Origin of the sequence: Mycolicibacter terrae (genome assembly GCF_010727125.1) — a bacterium.
GTDB lineage: Bacteria > Actinomycetota > Actinomycetes > Mycobacteriales > Mycobacteriaceae > Mycobacterium > Mycobacterium terrae.
This window is the reverse complement of the sequence record NZ_AP022564.1, coordinates 1,486,296-1,504,719: the sequence shown is the minus strand read 5'-3', so window position 1 is coordinate 1,504,719 and position 18,424 is coordinate 1,486,296. Positions and strand designations below refer to the sequence as shown.

Here is an 18,424-nt window from a genome sequence, read left to right as displayed (position 1 = left end):
CTACTTCTGTCCCGGAAAGTTCAGCTTGGACAGGTCGAAATCGGCCAGCCCGGGGGGCAGCTCGTTGAGGCCCTCGGGCATCTGCGACAGGTCCGGGAAACCGGCCGGCATGGCACCGAACGGGCTGCGCACCTTCGGCGGGGTCGGGCCCCGCTTCTTGCCGCCCTTCTTGCCCTTGCTCTTCGCCGCTTTGCGGGTGGCGCTCTTGCGGCCCATGCCGGGCAGGCCCATGCCACCCATCATCGACGACATCATCTTGCGGGCCTCGAAGAACCGGTCGACGAGTTGGTTGACCTCCGACACGGCAACCCCGGAACCGTTGGCGATGCGCAGCCGACGCGAGGCGTTGATGATCTTCGGATCGGCCCGCTCGGCCGGGGTCATGCCGCGGATGATGGCCTGCAGCCGGTCCAGTTGACTGTCGTCGACGGCGGCCAGGGCGTCCTTCATCTGGCCGGCGCCGGGCAGCATGCCCAGCAGGTTGCCGATCGGTCCCATCTTGCGGATCGCCAGCATCTGCTCAAGGAAATCTTCGAGGGTGAGTTCGCCGGTGCCGATCTTGGCGGCCGCCTCCTCGGCCTTCTGCGCGTCGAAGACTTGCTCGGCCTGCTCGATCAGGCTCAGCACGTCGCCCATGCCCAGGATGCGACTGGCCATCCGGTCGGGATGGAAGACGTCGAAGTCCTCCAGCTTCTCGCCGGTGGAGGCGAACAGGATCGGGGCGCCGGTGACTTCACGTACCGAGAGCGCCGCACCTCCGCGGGCGTCGCCGTCGAGTTTGGTCAGCACCACACCGGTGAAGCCGACGCCCTCACGGAAGGCGTCGGCGGTGGTGACCGCGTCCTGGCCGATCATCGCGTCCAGCACGAACAGCACCTCGTCGGGCTGGACGGCGTCGCGGATGGCGGCGGCCTGGGCCATCATCTCTTCGTCGATGCCGAGCCGGCCGGCGGTGTCGACGACGACGACGTCGAAGTGTTTTGCGCGGGCCTCGGCCAGGCCCGCGGCGGCGACGGCGACCGGGTCACCGACGCTGATCTGGGCCTCGTGCGCCTGCGCGGATGTGCCCGGGTGCGGCGCGAACACGGCGACCCCGGCCCGTTCGCCGACGACCTGCAACTGGTTGACCGCGCCCGGGCGCTGCAGGTCGCAGGCCACCAGCAGCGGAGTGTGACCCTGACCGCGCAACCAGGTGGCCAGCTTGCCGGCCAGCGTGGTCTTACCCGCGCCCTGCAGACCGGCCAGCATGATGACCGTCGGCGGCGTCTTGGCGAACGCGAGGGTCCGGGTCTGTCCGCCGAGGATGCCGACGAGTTCCTCGTTGACGATCTTGACGACCTGCTGGGCCGGGTTGAGCGCACCGGAGACCTCGGCGCCCTTGGCGCGGTCCTTGATCCGGCCGATGAACTCCCGGACCACCGGCAGCGACACGTCGGCTTCCAGCAGTGCCAGCCGGATCTCCCGGGCGGTGGCGTCGATGTCGGCGTCGGTGAGCCGGCCCTTGCTGCGCAGCCCCTGCAGGGCCGAGGTCAACCGGTCGGAGAGCGATTCAAACACGCAGCCAGCCTATAGGTCGGGCCACTGTCGGGCAGTTGAAGGCGACCCCGGCCAGACCGCGCCCGGCCGCGGAGGCCACCGCCGCGGTATCGGCGGCGTCCGAATTGTGACCGCGGGGTTAGATAAATTGCACAGTTAATGCAGAGATTCCGGCCCGTTAAACAACGGTTTCAGACCTTTCACCGCCCGTCGTTTCTCGTTAAAGATTCGCACCCAGCCGCTAACTAACTGTTACCGAACGCTTTGGTCATTCCAATTCTGCAATGCTTCACGACATCGACAGCCAAGCCCATCGGATCACTGAATTTCTGGTTCGATTTCCCTCCGAGGAGGACACATGTCATTTGTGAAAACGCTCCCCGAAGCAATGACCTCGGCCGCGGGCCAGCTCGCGGGTATCGGCGAAGCGCTGGCCACCGAGAGCGGCGCGGCGCTGGCCCCGACCACCATGATCGCCCCGGCCGGCACCGACCCGGTATCCCAACTGCAGGCGGCCCTGTTCGCGACCTACGGCAACCTCTACCAGTCGATCAGCGACCAGGCGGCCGCCATTCACCAGCAACTTGTGCAAGTGCTCGGGCAGAACGCCGTCTCCTACTCCACCGCCGAGCAGACCAACCAGGCCACGGCGGCGCTCGACGCGGCGTTCCAGGGGTTCTTGACCGACATCCTCGGTGTGCCGACCGATGGTAGTTCTTCGCTGCTGTCCGGCAACGCCGCCAACATCGGCAACATCGGGATGGGTAACTGGGTCTCCGCCGGCTCGGCGCTGCTCGGCCTGGCCGGTGGCGGTCTTCTGGACTTTCCCGAGGAAGCCGCCGAGCTCGGCGGCCTGGCATCCGCCGAGACCGGCGCCGGCCTCGGCGGTGGAACGGTGCTGGCAGGGGCGGCGGGCGGGGCGCCGGTGGCGGGCGCTATGGCCCAGGCGTCGTCTGTCGGCAAGTTGTCGGTGCCGCCCAGTTGGGCCGGCGCGGGCCTGGCGGCCGACACCGCCCCCACCCGGCTGGTCGGCGCGGGCTGGAGCCCGGCGCACGCCGCCCCGGCCGCAGCCTTCGTGCCCGCCGGGATGCCGGCGATGGCCGCGGCCGCGCGCGGTGCCACCGGATTCGGCGCGCCGCGCTACGGCGCCAAACCGACCGTGATGCCCAAGCCGGCGGTCGTTTAGCGGCCGTCGCCCGGCAGGTTGTCACAAACCGGAATGTGAAACATCGGCTCAGAGGAAGGCGGGTTAGCGAAATGGCGTTCGATTTCGGAGCATTGCCCCCGGAGATCATCTCCGCGTGGATGTACAGCGGAGCCGGTTCCGGGCCGCTGATCTCGGCCGCGTCGGCCTGGAGCAGCCTGGCCATGGAGTTGGAAGCCGCGGAAGCCTCCGCTCAAGCGGTGGTCTCCGAGCTGTGCGGCGAACAGTGGACCGGGCCGGGGTCGGCGGCGATGGCCACCGCCGTAGCGCCGTATCTGGCCTGGCTGCACAGCACCTCGGCCGCCGCACAACAAGCCGGCTCGCAGGCGATGGCCTCGGCGGCCGCATTCGAGTCCGCTCGCGCGGGTACGGTGCCGCCGCCGGTGATCGCTGCCAACCGGGCCCAGTTGGCGGCACTCGTGGCCACGAATTTCCTGGGGCAGAACACCCCGGCAATCCTGGCCACCGAAGCCCACTACATGGCGATGTGGGTGCAGGACGCCCTGGCCATGTTCGGCTACAGCGGCTCGTCGGCAAGCGCGGCGGTGTTGTCCCCGATGACCCCGGCACCGCAGACCACCAACCCGGTCGGGTCGGCGGTCGCCAGCGCCGGTTCCGCCGACGGGCTCCAGCAGGGGCTGACCCAGACGCTGACCACCCTGCAGGGGGCGCTGCAATCGCTCACCTCACCGCTGACGGCGTCATCGTCGTCGGCAACGACGCTCATCGACGCGGTCGACCTCTTTCTCGGCACCCCATTGTTCGCGAATGCCATCAATGGCGGCGTGAACACTTCGGCGTGGTTTGTCTGTACCGCGATCCCGACCGCGCTGTCGCTGGGTCACACCCTGGCCCTGGCCGGCCCGGCCACCCTGGCATCGGACGTCGTCGGCGCCGAGGGTATCGCGGGCGGGTTCGCCCCGGCGGTACTGGCCGGAGCGGCGCAGCCGGCCGGTGCGGTGCCTTTCCGGGCTGCGCCGGTGCTGGGGGGACTGGGCCAGGCATCCATGATCGGCGGGTTGTCGGTGCCGGCCACCTGGTCGACGACCGGCGCCGCGGCGAGCACCGGGGCACTTACCGGCTCGGGCTGGACCGCGGCGGCCGAAGAGGGCGCGTCGATGCACGCGGTGCCGGCCGGGATGGGATCGATGGCCTCGTCCGGGCGGACCACCGGGTTGCCGCGCTACGGCGTCAAGCCGACGGTGATGCCCAAGCAGGTGTTCGTGTGAGAGCTGCCGGGGCGACCCCGTGCTCGCTGGTCACCACGGGCACCTCGCCGCCCAACTGGGGCTCAGGTGCGCGTACCGGCGGCCGCCGGCGATCCCCCGGACAGGTGCGGTAGCGGATACAGCCACAGTTGAGCCCGATGATGCAGGCCTGGGAGCCGACAGGAGCCGCGCTCGGCGGCGCCACGACGCTAGCTGGGGTGATCGACCCGGTGATGCCGACCGGCAAAGCCCCGACGCCGCTGACTCCGACCGCCACGGCGATACCGGCTCCGCCGAACAGTGCGGGCAATATCCTGGCGCAGCGTCTCATCACAATCCTGGCGTTTCGTCCGTGTTTCGCTCTGCGCACAGGTTACCCGCCTTGCCCCTGGCTTGCTGATCTCCCGCAGCTCGTCGGGCCTGGTAGGGCGGTAGATCGGCATGCTGCCGACTCGGCGCGACGTCGTCGTATCGCCGGATATACGCGGTGTGACCAGGGCACATGCCACGTGTGCCCGACTTCCGGGTCGCGCGTCGCGACGGCCTACACCGGCAGGCCGACGGGACGCCCGGTGCGGGCAAGTTGACTACCGTTCCGGAAACCACAGTCTTCTGTGCGCTGACCACCCGGCACTTTCCAGCCGTGCCGGACGCCGATTCAAGCGGCGCGTTATAAAACCACCGGCGGCAATACGACCTGCTCGTCTAAACGGCCGGATAAAGAATTGCGCCGTCACCCCCATGACGCTCGCGCTATTTACCGCTGCGACGATCAACCACGCGACAAAAAGCACATCCAGTTGCGCGGAATCGGCCGGCCACAATTCGAGACGCGACGCATCCGCGCCGGCAATCATAAAATGGCCGATTGGCTTCCTGGCCGACGCCACTGCGGCTGGGAAAATGTCTTCGCCCCCGTAATCACACCCCCGCCGCCTCGAATACGGCGTCCACGCGGCAGCTGACCGTGTCCGCTGCTGCCGACAGCCTGCGCACCAGGTCACCGCTGTCGCCGAAACGCAGGGCGACACTGATGGCGTCGGCATCCCGGGCCGTCAGCAGGTCATCGCCGCGGCCCGAGCTGCGATGGATCTCCGTTCGGACGTCCAGCAGCGTCCGGTGGGCACCACTGAGCGCGTCCCTCTGGTCGCCCGGTCCGCCGGCGGTGACGCCATCGGTGAGATGGCCGAGGGACAACGCGGCGAGCAGTTGAACATCTCTCAGGCCGCCACGCCCGCTTTTCACGTCGGGCTCGACAGCATGCACGATTTCACCGCAACGCTGCCATCGCGACTGTGCCGTCTCGACGAGTTCGTCGTAGCGGGAATGGATTCCATACCGCCACTCTCGCCGCACTCCGTCGCGGAGCTGAACAGACAACCGCTCGTCCCCGACGATGTGGCGTGCGTCGAGCAGCCCGAGGTCGGCGAGAATGTTCGCAGCGGCGACCTCCAGAGCCTCGGCCACGGTCCGCACGCTGTGGTCGAGACGAACGTTGGCATCCCACAGCGGGTACCACAACAGTTCGGCGACCCGCTCCACAGTCTCGACCGGCATGTCGTCGTGCAGCAGCAACAGATCCAAGTCGGAGCAGGGCAATAACTCGTCCCGGCCCAGCGAACCGGTCGCGACGATCGCAAACCCACTCGCGGCGGCCACGCCGATCTCCGCGGCCTTGGCCGTCAGCCAGGTTTCGTGCAGCCGCCGCCACGCTTCACGCAGGGCCGCCGAATCCAGCTGGTCGGGTGTACACGAGCGAAGCTCTGTCCGAGCTCGCGCCAAATTGATTGCCGTGCAGTCAGTTCGGTATGTCTGCGCAACCGGATCCGTGCTGTAGGACATGATCGAAGCCCACTGTGGATCAGCTCGTCCGGGATCTCATATGGCATCGGGCCCGCGTTCACCGGTGCGCACCCGCATCACCGTCTCCACCGGGCTGACCCATACTTTGCCGTCGCCGATCTTGCCCGTTCGGGCCGCTCGCGCAATGATGTCCACGATCTTGTCCGCCGCGAAGTCGTCGACGAGAACCTCGATCCGCACCTTGGACACGAAATCGACCGAGTACTCCGACCCGCGATAGACCTCGGTATGCCCTTTCTGGCGCCCGTAACCCTGGACCTCACTGACCGTCATCCCCAGCACTCCAGCCTGCTCCAATCCGGTCTTGACGGACTCCAATGTGAACGGTTTCACGATCGCTGTAATCAGCTTCATGCCTTCCCCTCCTCTCATCGGCGAAGTGCGCGGGTACCGGGCTGCCCGCGACCGCGAAGTCGTAGCCGCCTTCGGCGTGCTGGGCTTCATCGATGCCGGCGGCTTCGTCCTCGGCGGCCAGCCGCAGCCCGACGGTGTACTTGAGCGCCAAGGCGATCACAGCCGTTCCGATGGCCGAATAGGCCGCGACGCTCACCGCACCGACCGTCTGACACCACAGCTGATGCCCACCGCCGCCGTAGAACAGACCCGGGGACACCCCGGATACTCCGGCGATGGCCGCGGTCTCCGGCGCTGCCAAGAATCCCACCGACAAGGTGCCGACGAGTCCTCCGATCAGGTGCACCCCGACGACGTCAAGTGAATCATCAAAGCCCAAGCGGTATTTCAAGCCGACTGCCAGTGCACAGGCGATACCGGCAAGGGCGCCGACGGCCAGCGCGCCGACGACGTTGACCGCCGCGCAAGCCGGTGTGATCGCCACCAGTCCGGCCACGATTCCCGACGCCGCACCCAGTGAGGTGGCGTGTCCGTCCCGGACCCGCTCGGCGAACAGCCAGCCGAGCATCCCGGCGGCGGCCGCGATCGTGGTGGTGATGAAGGTCGAGCCGGCGAGACCGTTGGCGCTGACCGCCGATCCGGCGTTGAAGCCGTACCAGCCGAACCAGAGCAGGGCGGCACCGAGCATCACCAACGGAAGGTTGTGCGGGCGCATCGCCCCGGGCCAGCCGTGGCGTCTGCCCAGGATGACCGCCAACACCAGGGCCGCGGTGCCCGCGTTGATGTGCACCGCGGTTCCGCCCGCGAAGTCGATGGCATGGAGTTTGTTGGCGATCCAGCCGCCGTGTGCCGCGGTCGTCTCGTCGAATGCGAAGACCCAGTGGGCAACTGGGAAATACACGACACTCACCCACAGTGCGGCGAACAACAGCCAGCTGCCGAACCTCAGCCGGTCAGCCACCGCTCCCGAGATCAACGCGACCGTGATGATGGCGAACATCAGCTGAAACGCCACGAAGACGATGAGCGGCACCGAGCCGACCATGGGAATCTCGACGGCCGGCGCACCGCTGCCCGGATCGGCGGCTACCGCGTTGACCCCGATCAGGCCCTTCAGCCCCCAATAGTCGGTCGGGTTACCCGCCAGGTTGCCGACGTCATCGCCGAAAGCCAGCGAAAAGCCGTAGAGCGCCCACAGTACCGTCACCACACCCATGGCGCTGACGCTCATCATGATCATGTTCAGCACGCTTTTCGCGCGCACCATGCCGCCGTAAAAGAACGCCAGACCGGGTGTCATCAGCAGCACCAGTGCGGCACAGATCAGCATCCAGGCGGTATCGCCGGTGTCCGGCACCCCCATAATCGGAAAACGGTCCAAGTCCCGACCTCCTCGCCGACGATGCTCACCGAAGTAATTGACCAAGCTGTACATACAATGCGCAGTGGATGTTTCGGCGCCAACGCCGTGCCGTTGCGTACATGTCACAACCTGCTCACACTGCAGCGCGGCGATGCAGACGGCAGTGCCGGCCGCCTGCGGCCGGAGTCATCGCTACAAGTGCCGCAGCGCCAGACGCGCGGCGTTGGCCCCGCACATGCCATGCGCTCCCGGCCCTGGCGGGGTGGCCGCCGAGCAGATGTAGGTGCCGGGAATTCCCGTGCTGTACGGCGAGAGCGTGATGCGTGGCCCAAAAGTCAACTGACGGAAGTCTTTTGCACCGGTCATAATGTCGCCACCCACGAAATTTGGGTTGTAGACAGACATCTCGCTGGTGCTGCGCACTCGGTGGCCGACGATGCGGTCGCGGAAACCCGGTGCGAACCGCTCGATCTGGGCGATGATCGCCGCGGTGGCGTCACCTGTGTAGCCGTTGGGCACATGAGCGTAGGTCCACACCGGGTGCACATCGCCGACGGACCGTTGCGGGTCGGCCAGATACTGCTGACCCACCAGGACGAACGGCCGCTCGGGCATCCGTCCGGCGTGGACGTCGCGTTCGGTGGCGGCCAGCTCATGGTGCGTGCCGGCCACATGCACGGTGCCGGCGAGCCTGGAATCGGCGTTGGTCCACGGCACACCGCCCTCGACGGCGAAGTCGACTTTGAACGCACCCGGGCCCCGCCGGAACCGGTGGTAGGCCCGGGCCACCCGGCGCGGCAACCGGTCGCCGAGGATCCGTGCGACGGCGTCCGGGGCCAGGTCGAACAGCGTCACGTCGGCGGGAGGCAGCTGGGATTCGGACCCCACCCGCACTCCGGTTTCGATGGTGCCACCCAGTTCTGTCAGGGCGGCGACCATCGCCCCGGCGATCGCCTGTGATCCCCCCGCGGCGACCGCCCAGCCGTGCCGGTGCCCCGCGGTGAGGATGCCCAACCCGATCGCCGAGGTCATCGGATAGTGCAGCGGCCGAAACGCGTGCGCGGCAACACCGATGAACAGTGCGCGCGCCTGGGGGGTGCTGAACCAGCGGGCCAGTGCCGAGGCGGGCAGTGCCGTGGGGGCGCCGAACCGGGCCAGGGTCACCGGATGGTGCGGCACCCGCAGCAACGGGCCCATGATGTCGGTGTTGAGCGCATCGAACCGGGCGACCGGACGGTCGAACAGTCGTCGCCAGCGGCCGCCGTCGCGACCCAGGCCGGCCGCGGTCCGCTCGACCGACTGATACAGCACTCCGGCGCTGCCGTCGTCGAGGGGATGCGCACAGTCGACCTGCGGCCAGCGCCACTGCAACCCGTAGCGGTCCGGATCGAGCCCGGACAGGAACGGGGAGCCCACCGCCATCGGGTGAATAGCCGAGCAGTCATCGTGCAGCAGACCCGGCAGGATCGCCTCGCTGCTGCGGGTGCCGCCACCGACTTCATCGGCGGCCTCGAGCACAGTGACGTCGACCCCGTGCTGGGCAAGGGTCACGGCGGCGGCCAGCCCATTGGGCCCACCGCCGACCACGATCGCTGTGCTCACGCCGACACCTCCTCGCCGGCCGGCATCATACGGCGGCGCTAGGCAGGATCGCCCGGTGCGCCGCCGGCACCGCCGGCGCCGCCCGTCCCGCCGTCATTGGGTTCACCGGGCTGGCCCGCGCCACCGGGTGCGCCGTCGGTGGCTCCGCCGTTGCCGCCGTGCCCGCCGTCGCCGCCGGGACCGATGATGCCGTTGCCACCGTCCCCGCCGGCAGCACCGGCTCCACCGATGCTGCCCACCAGGTTGGTCGCCGAGCCGCCGTTGCCGCCGCGGCCGCCGTTGGCGCCGGTCAGGCCGTTGCCCCCGTCACCGCCGACGCCTCCGGCACCGCCGTGGCCACCGGTGGTGCCGTGGCCCGCTGCCCCGCCCGAACCGCCGTCGCCACCGCGGCCCCCGATGCCGAGCGGGTTGTTCAGGCCCGCACCGCCCGCGCCACCGGCGCCGCCGTCGCCGTCCCCGCCGGCCTGACCGGACCCGCCGACCCAGGCGATGTTGGCGCCGGCCGCTCCGCCCCGACCACCGTCGCCGCCGTTGCCGCCGTTGCCGCCCATGGGCTGGGAAGCCGTGCCCGCGGCGCCGGCCGCTCCGCCTCCCCCGACACCGCCGTCGCCGCCGTCACCGCTGATGCCCAGGAACCATCCGGCCTTACCACCGACCCCGCCGTCGCCGGCGTCACCGCCGTTGAGAGCAGTCACCTCCGAACCGTTGGTGCCGGCCCAGCCGGAACCGCCACGGCCGCCGGCTCCGCCGAAGCCCCAACCGGCCAGGGCGTCGCCGCCGGAACCACCCTCGCCACCGTCGTGCGCCACCAGCTTCGAGCCTTCCAGGGTGTCGTAGAAGCCGGTACCGCCCTGGCCGCCGATCCCGCCGTCGCCGAACCACAGGCCACCCGAGCCGCCCTGGCCGCCGGCGCCGGCCTCGACCACCGTGCCGTCAGCCCCCAGGTAGGCCGCGGCCCCCTGACCGCCGGCACCACCGTTACCGAACAGGCCCGCATCGCCGCCGGCGCCTCCCATGCCGCCGTCGACCCCGGCCACGCCGGCCGCACCGGTGCCACCGTCGCCGAACAGGAACCCGCCGTCACCGAGGTCTCCCAGACCCAGCCAGCCGAAGAGCGAGTTGTTGGTTCCGTTGAAGCCATCGATACCGTCGCCGATCAGATCCCGGCCGAACATCAGCACCCACGGCGTGTTGATCAAGTCGATCACCAGCTGATTACCCGCGTTGTGCAGGTAGCTCTCCAGCGCGTCATGGATCGGGAGGTAGAAGCCGTCCTGGTAGAGCTGCGCCCAGTCGGCCGGATCGAACGCATTGAAGTCGACCGGGCCGATATCGGTCGGATCGAAACTGGCCACGCCGATGTCGGCCGAATCCACGCCGACCGGACTGATGTCCGACAGGTCGAACCAGCTTCCGATGTCGAAGAAGTCGAAATCCGCCTGGGCCGACGGCGCGCTCGCCAAGGGCGTCAGCGCGAGCGCCAACGCCGCTGCCGCACCGGCCACGGCCCGACACAACCGGCCGGTCGCGGTATGACCACGCTGCCCGGTATTGCGACGCTGGCGACGATTCATTTCGAGGGACCTTTCTGCGACTGTTCTGTGCCGACTGGCCGAAGCCGGGTTAGTCGGGGGCGATCGTGTCCAGGCCGAGCAGGTCGGCTATCCAGGAAAAGTCGGGATTGCCGTCCACCGGGGACCCGAGGGAGTTCAGGAAGTCCGAACTGTCCGCAGGGTCGGTGGCCATGGCCGAACCGCCGAACCACGAACCGGTGTCCTGGATGTCGAAGATGACGCGCTGCGCTGCGGTCAAGATCGTCGAGAACAGCTCGTCCCCAAGGAATCCCCCGGGGAGATAGGTGTTCAGATTCTGCAGTTCCTTGAACGCGTCCTGGATCCCTTGCGTCCAGGCGTTGGCCAGGGCTGAGGTAATGTCGGCCAAGCTGATGTTGCTCGGCAACAGGTCCCAGCTGATGGTGGTGGGCACGTTGGCCGGGCCCTGGTTCCAGCCTTCGGTGAGGCTGCCGTATCCCAGGTTCACCAGGATGCGCATGCTCGGTTCCAGCAGGGCGGCCAGGGGGGCGCCCCACACCGGGTTGAGCCGCAACAACTCGAGCAGCGGCAGGTGCTCGCTGGGAATCATGTAGTAGTTGGTGAGGCTGTCGGGGTCGGTGGTGTCCAACTGGATTGCGTTGGCGATGTCGTCGTGGCTCAAACCCAAATATGCGATGTGCTGGCTGAACATGCCGACTACGGCGTTGAGAGTCGACAGCAGGTTCAGCGGATACCGGGGAAAGTCGGCGTACCCGTCATACTCCAGGGTGTAGACGTCGGTGGTGAAGTGATCCGGAGTCGGGTGACCGAGCATCAATCCGTTCCAGAAAGTGACGTCGCCATCCCAGAGGTTGAGCATTTCCACGATGCCACCATTGGGGTTGGCGGCGTTGCCGACCAGCACGAAGTGGACGTCCTCGGCCGGCACGCCCTGGTGGTAGAGCTGCTCCATCGTCATCGACGACATCGCCGCACTCTGGGAGTAACCGAACACGTACACCGGGTTGTCGGCGTTCACCTGCCCGGTGGCGATCTCCTTGTTGATCGCCTCGGCCAGGATCTGGGCGCCTTGAACTTCCGAGACGTTTCCCGGGAAGTACAACTGGGGCGTGAACAGTGATTGCGCCGTGCCGGTGAAGCCGTGCGGCTGCAAATAGAACAGGTCGGCGGCGTTAACATATCCGTCCGACGGCAAGGGAATACCGCTGCCGCCCATAACGAATGCGGTACCTCCGCCGGTCAACTGCACCGCCGGCGGGGACGCGGCGGACGCCCGTCCGGTCGGCGGCGACATGCCGACCATGCCGGCAAAGACCGCGAAAACGCTTACGGCAGCGACGACTACGCGTCTACGGCGAGGCGCGCGCGTCCCTCCCGCGCCCGACATCGCGACCAGTTCTGCCATGAAATCTCCCAACCACTGACCCTGCGGTCGAATCGTTACCTGATCGAAATTAGACCACCCGCAACAGTTTTAGTCAGTCGTTCCGCCGAACGCCAGCCAGCCTGACATAACCTTAGTTATTGGGACATTGTGATAATGCCGGCTATTTCCCACGTCCGAAACCGGGCCGGAAAGGCGTCCGCGTAAAGTGTCTGCCGTGGATATAAATGGAGCAAGCGCGATCGTAACCGGTGGCGCATCAGGAATCGGTGCGGCAACTGCCCGCCAATTGGCCGACAAGGGCGCCCGGGTCGTCGTGGCCGACCTGCAGGCGGACAAGGGTGAGGCGCTGGCCCACGAGATCGGCGGGGTGTTCGTGCCCGTCGACGTGACCAGCACCGAGCAGATCATCGACGCCGTCAACACCGCGGCGGACCTCGGCCCGCTGCGCGCGCTGGTGAACTCGGCCGGCATCGGCTGGGCGCAGCGCACCATTGGCAAGGACGGCGAATTCGACTCGGCGCACAGCCTGGATGCCTACCGGAAGGTGCTGGCGATCAACCTGGTCGGCACCTTCGACTGCATTCGGATCGCGGCCACCGCGATGAGCCGCAATGAGCTCACCGACACCGGCGAGCGGGGCGCGATCGTCAACATGACCAGCGTCGCGGCCTTCGACGGCCAGATCGGCCAGGCCGCCTACTCGTCGTCCAAGGGCGGCGTCGTGGGCCTGACCCTGCCGGTGGCCCGCGACCTGTCCGCGGTTGGTGTCCGGGTGAACACCGTCGCGCCAGGCCTGATCGACACCCCGATCTACGGCGAAGGCGAGGCCTCGGAGGCGTTCAAGGCCAAACTCGGTGAGTCCGTGCTGTTCCCGCACCGGCTCGGCAAGCCCGAGGAGCTCGCGTCAATGGTGGTCGAGCTGCTCACCAACTCCTACATGAACGCCGAGGTCGTCCGGGTGGACGGTGGCATCCGGATGCCCCCGAAGTAATTCGCACCTCGCGATGTTGAGATTGCGTCCAGGGCGGCAGACGCCGCCAAATGTACAGCCCTGGGCGCAATCTCAGTACTGAGGCGGATGCACCGACGCCCACGGGTGCGCGGCTTCCAGTTGAGCGGCCACCTGGATCAGGACATCCTCCCGGCCGTAGTCGGCGACGAGCTGGACGCCGATCGGCAGACCCTCGGCACTGCGGTGCAGCGGAAGGCTGATCGCCGGCTGTCCGCTCATGTTGAACGGCGGCGTGAACACGGCGAACCGCCCGGCCCGGCGCATCGGCGCCGTCGGGTCCGCCGGGTCGTTCTCGAACTCACTGAGGGCAAGCGGCGGCTCGGCCAGCGTGGGCGTGAGCAGGAGATCCCAACCGTCGGCCCACCATTGCTGCAGTGCGCGCCGGAAGGCCCAGCCCGCCGCCTGGGCTGCGGCGTAGTCGACGGCGGTCAGCCGCCGCGCCTGCTCGACCAGCGCCCAGTTCACCGGCTCCATGTCGTCCGCCGTCACCTGGCGGCGCAGTGCCGCGCCGATCTGGCGGGCAGCCATCCCCATCTGCGTCGCCCACAGTGCCATGAATTTCTCGGTCAGCGTGGTGTCGGCCAGGCAAGCCGGCCACGCCTGTTCGACGGTGTGGCCGAGCCCTTCCAACAGCGATGCCGTCGCGCGCACCGCCGTTCGGCAGTCTTCGTGCAAAAACTCGCCGCGCGGGTGCTCGTCGAGCAACCCGACCCGCAACCTCCCGGGGTCGGCAAAGACCTCCTCGATGTACGGGCGCCGCGGGGCCGGCGCGATCACGGTGTCGCCGACACCGGGGCCGCGCACCGCATCGAGTAGCCCCGCGGTGTCACGCACTGTACGGCTGACGCCCAGTTCGACACCCAACCCCACCTCGGCGCGGTCCGGACCGACGGTGATCCTGCCCTGGCTGGGCTTGAGTCCCACCAGCCCGCAGCACGACGCCGGGATACGGATGCTGCCCCCACCGTCGGAGGCGTTGGCGAACGGCACCATCCCGGCGGCCACGGCGGCACCCGCACCGCCACTGGACCCGCCCGGTGTCCGTTCCAGCGCCCATGGGTTGCGGGTCGCCCCCCAGGCCAGCGGCTGCGTGGTCGGCAGGCTGCCGAACTCCGGACTGTTGGTGCGCCCCGCGACGACCAACCCGGCCGCTTTGAATCGAGCGACCAGCGTCGAGTCCGAGACGTCCCGCAGGGCGGCGTTCTTCAGCGCCACGTTGCCGTTGGACAGGGTTTGGCCGGCGAAACTGGTGTAGAGATCCTTGAGCAGGAACGGGACGCCCCGAAACGGGCCGGCGGGCAGCCCCCGACCGGCGGCCACCGATCGAGCATGGTCGAACCACTCGATGACCACGGCGTTCAGGGCCGGATTCGACTGTTCGATCCGCTCGATCGCCGCTTCCAGCAGCTCGCTCGGGCTGACCTCACCCTTGGCGACCAGCTCCGCCTGCGCGGTGGCATCCAGCCACCTGGTCTGCTGGGCGAGGTCACTCATGGCTTCCGGTTCTACCACCACCGGAGCTCAGCCGCCTCAGTTGTCGATCGCCGGCCAGCACGAGCGCGGTCACCCGGCCGGTGATCCGGTACGGGACGCCGTACATCTTCATGTTTGTCGAAACTTCGATCCGACAGTGACTTCCGCTAGCTGCTGGTGACGGCGCGGATCGGCGGCGATCGCGACGAGCGGCGCGGCTACTTCGACCGGCCGGCTGATCCGCCCGGGTCCCGCATCGACAACATCCACGGTCATGATCTCTGCGTCCGGTGCCGCCGATCCGCAGCGCGCCCACGCGTGGCACCCCAGAGCCCGACGCCGATGCCGAGGATCGCTCCACCGAGGCCGATGATCTGCTGGCCGCGCTTGAGGTCGGCGTGCACGCTCATCCCGCCCAGCAGGTCGGCCGCGTCAGCACCACCTGAGGCCAGAAACCAGCCGCGGGTATCTCGGCCGCGCACGCCTGCGTACAGCAGCAGGCCCCCGATCAGGGCGTCGCGGTAGCCCATCGACCGAAGCAGCAGCCGGGCGGACGGGCCCGGATCGTCTGGCTCACCCCATAATCGGTTCGCCCGCAGGGGATCGACCAGGAACGACACTCCCGAGGCCAGCCGGATGCCGCCGGCGACAAGCGCGGCGCGGTCCTTCACCATGAGCCGCAGCCTAAGGCGCGGCGGCTGTGCCCGGAGTTATTTCCAGGCGAACACCGGCTGCTCCAGCTCATCGACCGGGTCTCCTCGACCCTCCAGGCACAACCACCGCAATTGCAGCAGCACCGCGCCCGTCGGCGCGTGGATGAGGTCATTTCCCAACGGGATCTGCACGACCGGACGCGGGCTCTCCGGGATGGAGATGAATCGCGGGGAATCGTCGCGTTGCAATTGGTGCAGCCCCACCCGGTAGGCCGCAACCACCTCGTCGGGCGCGGGCCGCGGGTCGAGCCGCCCACCGCCCCAGATCACCACCGGGCTGATGACGTATCCCGAGCGTGTCGGGTAGTCGTCGAGGAGACCCAACACGGCTGATGCGGGCAGCCTGATGCCGACCTCCTCGTCCAACTCCCGCAGCGCAGCGTCGACCGCGGTTTCGCCGGGATCCAGGCGGCCACCCGGCAGCGCCCACTGCGCGGCGTGCGAAGTGAGACGAGACGCTCTACGGCACAGCAGGAAGGCAGCGCCTCCGGACACGTCGACCATGCGGCCGTCGAGTCCCGCCTGCGGCATGGGCCGCCCGCCGATCCAGTCGTCCACCGGCGCGGGGTCCACCCGGTCTTCACCGGCCTCGGAGTCCACGATCACCACCGCGACCGCCGCGTGCCGCTTCGACGGATCGGTCACCGCGCGCCGGTTGTGCGCGTCCAGGCGAGCCCGGATCCGGTCCCGCAGCGCCTCGTCATAGCTGATCGTCATCGCTTGACCATAGGCAGCGCCGCGGCGGGCCGCCGTCGACCCCCACCGGAAGCGTCCGGCGTTACCGGGCGTTTCGCTTCAGCGGGTCAACCCGCGTTGCGCGCCAAGTTGATCGCGTACTCGCTGACGAAGTGTCCCGCGGCGGGTTCGCCGGAACCGCAACTGCCGTCGGACTCCCCTACCCGCTTGACCCACAGGTAGGCATCGGCATGCGCGCCCGCGGTGTCGGCGGTCGGCGCCACACCCAGAGCCCGCCCACTGGGGTTGCACCAGCCGAAGGGATCGCCCTCGGCCGGGCCGGCGCCGTTACGGGACGTGTCGATCACGTAGTGCTTACCGCCGGTCATCCCCGAAATCTCTTCGCCGTAGCCGATCTGCTCTTCGGTGGTGAAGTAGTTGGTGGAGTTCAGCGCGAAGCCCCGCGCACGCGCCACCCCGGCCTGGTTCAGCCGGTTGGCCATTTCGCCGGCATTGACCCAACGCGAATGCCCGGCGTCGACATACACCGCTGTGGCCGGGTTGCGGCCCAGCGTGTCGACGGCGTAGCTGATCAGATCGAAGCGCTCCTGACGCTGGTCGGCGGAGAGGCAGTCGGCCATCGCGAGCGCGTCGGGCTCGAGGACGATCGCGGCCGGGTTGCCGCCGATGCCGTCGGCGACGCCGTCGATCCAGGCGCGGTAAGAGGCGCCGGAGGAGAAACCGCCCGCGGCGTAGCTGCCGCAGTCGCGGTGCGGGATCGCGTAGAGCACCAGCACCGGCATGGCGCCGGCGCCCGCGGCGGCACCGGTATGGCGGGCCACCGTGGCGCCGACCGAACCGGGCGAGAAGGCCTGGTCGAGCCAGTACGCCTGCGGCGTGTTCGCGACCCTGACCAGCTCGGCACTCTCGGGCTGGGAGTTCGCGGCGCGCATGGCGGCCGATACCGGATCGACGTAGAAGGGCATGCCGGCCAGCGGGTTGTCCCCGTCGGCGAGGGCCGGAGCTGCGCCGACGAGGGCCGCAACAGTCAGAAGAGGAGCGAGACGGCGCGCGAGGGCACCAAAGGCTGAGGGGAGCACAGGGAAAAATTACCGTAAGGGCCGAGCCGGGGTAACAGGACGGTCACGGTCGGCGCCGGGCCGTCAGCCGAGCAGGGCGTCGACGAAGGCGGCGGGCTCGAACGGGGCCAGGTCGTCGGGTCCCTCGCCGAGGCCCACCAGCTTGACCGGCACCCCCAGCTCCTGCTGCACCCGGAACACGATGCCACCCTTGGCGGTGCCGTCCAGTTTGGTCAACACCACCCCGGTGATGTCGACGACCTCGGCGAACACCCTGGCCTGGGCTAGGCCGTTCTGCCCGATCGTGGCGTCCAGCACCAGCAGCACCTCGTCGACCGCCGCGCGGCGGGTCACCACGCGCTTGACCTTGCCGAGTTCGTCCATCAAGCCGGTCTTGGTGTGCAGCCGGCCGGCGGTGTCGATGACCACCACGTCGGCGCCGGCCGCGACGCCCTTGTCGACGGCGTCGAACGCGACCGACGCCGGGTCGGCGCCCTCGGGGCCGCGCACCACCTCGGCGCCCACCCGCGCCGCCCAGATCTGCAGCTGGTCGGCCGCTGCGGCCCGGAACGTGTCGGCTGCGCCCAGCACCACCCGGCGGCCGTCGGCCACCAGCACCCGGGCCAGTTTGCCGACGGTGGTGGTCTTACCGGTGCCATTGACCCCGACCACCAGCAGCACCGACGGGTGCTCGTCGTGCGGCAGCGCCCGGATGGCCCGGTCCAGGCCGGGCTGCAGCTCGCCGATGAGCACCTCGCGCAGCACCGCGCGGGCTTCGGCTTCGGTGCGCACCTGCCCGCCGGCCAGCCGTTCGCGCAGCTGCGCGACCACCGATTCGGTGACGGTGGGGCCCAGGTCGGACACCAGCAGGGTGTCCTCGACGTCCTGCCAGGAGTCCTCGTCCAGGTCTCCGCCGCCGAGCAGTCCGAGCATGCTGCGCCCCAACGCGTTCTGCGACTTGGCCAATCGCCCGCGTAAGCGCTGCATCCGGCCTTCTACCGGCTCGATATCCGCTTCGAGGTCGGGCTCGATGACTTCGACGGCTTCGGCGGCGGCCGGCGCGAGCTGCGGTTCGGGCGGGGCTTCGAGGGCCGCCTCGGGCAGTTCGACGTCGGTGATGGTGCGCCGCGGGGCGTCGCGGGGCACGGTCGCGTCGTCTCCGATGACGGGGGCCGGCGGCTCCGATCGGCTGAAGGTGATGCCCGAGGATGCGGCGTAGCCCCCCGAACGGTCCAGGGTCTCACGCTGCGGCGCGGACAGGCTGATGCGCCGACGACGATGACGCACCAGGCCCAGGATCACGGCGGTGATGACGACTAGGGCGGCGACGACGCCGACGATGATCCACAGACTTTGAGACGACACGCCCGCCATTGTGGCAGCAGGCGTCCCGGCAGGGCTC

Annotated in this window: 15 protein-coding genes and 1 pseudogene; 3 read left to right on the top strand and 13 right to left on the bottom strand. The window is 68.8% G+C overall.

Annotated features, from left to right (window positions below; genetic code table 11):
- The gene (gene ffh, locus G6N23_RS07285) at positions 1-1,557 is read right to left on the bottom strand and encodes a signal recognition particle protein (protein WP_085262195.1); all 1,557 of its coding nucleotides are present in this window, start codon (positions 1,555-1,557) and stop codon (positions 1-3) included.
- Between the two features lie 337 nt (positions 1,558-1,894).
- Between ffh and G6N23_RS07280 the strand changes: the two genes are divergently transcribed.
- Positions 1,895-2,722 carry a PPE family protein, SVP subgroup gene (locus tag G6N23_RS07280; protein WP_085262194.1) on the top strand — a complete coding sequence of 276 codons (828 nt, stop codon included), beginning with the start codon at positions 1,895-1,897 and terminating at the stop codon, positions 2,720-2,722.
- Positions 2,723-2,793: 71 nt separating this feature from the next.
- On the top strand, positions 2,794-3,969 hold the full coding sequence (locus G6N23_RS07275; RefSeq protein WP_085262193.1) for a PPE family protein: 1,176 nt from the start codon (positions 2,794-2,796) through the stop codon (positions 3,967-3,969).
- Positions 3,970-4,869: 900 nt separating this feature from the next.
- On the opposite strand, the gene G6N23_RS07270 is transcribed toward G6N23_RS07275, so the two are convergent.
- The 6 genes from G6N23_RS07270 to G6N23_RS07245 form a co-directional block, all read right to left on the bottom strand.
- Positions 4,870-5,790: a [protein-PII] uridylyltransferase family protein gene (locus tag G6N23_RS07270; protein WP_085262192.1), complete on the bottom strand. Its 921-nt coding sequence runs from the start codon at positions 5,788-5,790 to the stop codon at positions 4,870-4,872.
- 36 nt (positions 5,791-5,826) lie between these two features.
- Positions 5,827-6,165 carry a P-II family nitrogen regulator gene (locus G6N23_RS07265; protein WP_085262191.1) on the bottom strand — a complete coding sequence of 113 codons (339 nt, stop codon included), beginning with the start codon at positions 6,163-6,165 and terminating at the stop codon, positions 5,827-5,829.
- Positions 6,071-7,546, bottom strand: a complete 1,476-nt coding sequence (locus tag G6N23_RS07260; protein WP_179961154.1) for an ammonium transporter — start codon at positions 7,544-7,546, stop codon at positions 6,071-6,073. Before G6N23_RS07260 ends, G6N23_RS07265 begins: the two co-directional genes overlap by 95 nt.
- 174 nt (positions 7,547-7,720) lie before the next feature.
- Positions 7,721-9,130, bottom strand: a complete 1,410-nt coding sequence (locus G6N23_RS07255) for a phytoene desaturase family protein (protein WP_085262189.1) — start codon at positions 9,128-9,130, stop codon at positions 7,721-7,723.
- A gap of 38 nt (positions 9,131-9,168) precedes the next feature.
- Positions 9,169-10,704 carry a hypothetical protein gene (locus tag G6N23_RS22365; protein ID WP_133055500.1) on the bottom strand — a complete coding sequence of 512 codons (1,536 nt, stop codon included), beginning with the start codon at positions 10,702-10,704 and terminating at the stop codon, positions 9,169-9,171.
- Positions 10,705-10,753: 49 nt separating this feature from the next.
- Positions 10,754-11,977 (bottom strand): PE-PPE domain-containing protein, encoded by a 1,224-nt coding sequence (locus tag G6N23_RS07245; protein WP_234808692.1) that lies wholly within the window; start codon positions 11,975-11,977, stop codon positions 10,754-10,756.
- A 307-nt stretch (positions 11,978-12,284) separates the two neighbouring features.
- On the opposite strand from G6N23_RS07245, the gene G6N23_RS07240 reads away from it, so the two are divergent.
- Positions 12,285-13,061: an SDR family NAD(P)-dependent oxidoreductase gene (locus tag G6N23_RS07240; RefSeq protein ID WP_085262187.1), complete on the top strand. Its 777-nt coding sequence runs from the start codon at positions 12,285-12,287 to the stop codon at positions 13,059-13,061.
- 72 nt (positions 13,062-13,133) lie between these two features.
- Here G6N23_RS07240 and G6N23_RS07235 read toward each other — a convergent pair whose 3' ends face one another.
- From G6N23_RS07235 to ftsY, 6 genes and pseudogenes are all read right to left on the bottom strand, one after another.
- Positions 13,134-14,576 (bottom strand): amidase, encoded by a 1,443-nt coding sequence (locus G6N23_RS07235; protein WP_085262186.1) that lies wholly within the window; start codon positions 14,574-14,576, stop codon positions 13,134-13,136.
- A 61-nt stretch (positions 14,577-14,637) separates the two neighbouring features.
- Positions 14,638-14,831, bottom strand: a pseudogene (locus G6N23_RS07230) (dimethyladenosine transferase); the annotation flags it as partial.
- Positions 14,828-15,229: a DUF4267 domain-containing protein gene (locus tag G6N23_RS07225; RefSeq protein ID WP_085262185.1), complete on the bottom strand. Its 402-nt coding sequence runs from the start codon at positions 15,227-15,229 to the stop codon at positions 14,828-14,830. The gene G6N23_RS07225 and the pseudogene G6N23_RS07230, both read right to left, overlap by 4 nt.
- 36 nt (positions 15,230-15,265) lie before the next feature.
- Positions 15,266-15,985, bottom strand: coding sequence for an NUDIX hydrolase (locus tag G6N23_RS07220; protein WP_085262184.1), 720 nt, complete (start codon positions 15,983-15,985; stop codon positions 15,266-15,268).
- Between the two features lie 86 nt (positions 15,986-16,071).
- Positions 16,072-17,043, bottom strand: coding sequence for a glycoside hydrolase family 6 protein (locus tag G6N23_RS07215; RefSeq protein ID WP_085262183.1), 972 nt, complete (start codon positions 17,041-17,043; stop codon positions 16,072-16,074).
- Positions 17,044-17,106: 63 nt separating this feature from the next.
- The gene (gene ftsY / locus G6N23_RS07210; RefSeq protein ID WP_234808691.1) at positions 17,107-18,387 is read right to left on the bottom strand and encodes a signal recognition particle-docking protein FtsY; all 1,281 of its coding nucleotides are present in this window, start codon (positions 18,385-18,387) and stop codon (positions 17,107-17,109) included.
- Between the last annotated feature and the right edge of the window lie 37 nt (positions 18,388-18,424).

Excerpts from the sequence above, each read along its gene's own strand:
- G6N23_RS07265 (WP_085262191.1), bottom strand. The coding sequence starts at position 6,165 with ATGAAGCTGATTACAGCGATCGTGAAACCGTTCACATTGGAGTCCGTC.
- G6N23_RS07275 (WP_085262193.1), top strand. The coding sequence starts at position 2,794 with ATGGCGTTCGATTTCGGAGCATTGCCCCCGGAGATCATCTCCGCGTGG.
- G6N23_RS22365 (WP_133055500.1), bottom strand. The coding sequence starts at position 10,704 with ATGAATCGTCGCCAGCGTCGCAATACCGGGCAGCGTGGTCATACCGCG.
- G6N23_RS07245 (WP_234808692.1), bottom strand. The coding sequence starts at position 11,977 with ATGTCGCCGCCGACCGGACGGGCGTCCGCCGCGTCCCCGCCGGCGGTG.
- G6N23_RS07280 (WP_085262194.1), top strand. The coding sequence starts at position 1,895 with ATGTCATTTGTGAAAACGCTCCCCGAAGCAATGACCTCGGCCGCGGGC.
- G6N23_RS07235 (WP_085262186.1), bottom strand. The coding sequence starts at position 14,576 with ATGAGTGACCTCGCCCAGCAGACCAGGTGGCTGGATGCCACCGCGCAG.
- G6N23_RS07270 (WP_085262192.1), bottom strand. The coding sequence starts at position 5,790 with ATGTCCTACAGCACGGATCCGGTTGCGCAGACATACCGAACTGACTGC.
- G6N23_RS07220 (WP_085262184.1), bottom strand. The coding sequence starts at position 15,985 with ATGACGATCAGCTATGACGAGGCGCTGCGGGACCGGATCCGGGCTCGC.
- G6N23_RS07225 (WP_085262185.1), bottom strand. The coding sequence starts at position 15,229 with ATGGTGAAGGACCGCGCCGCGCTTGTCGCCGGCGGCATCCGGCTGGCC.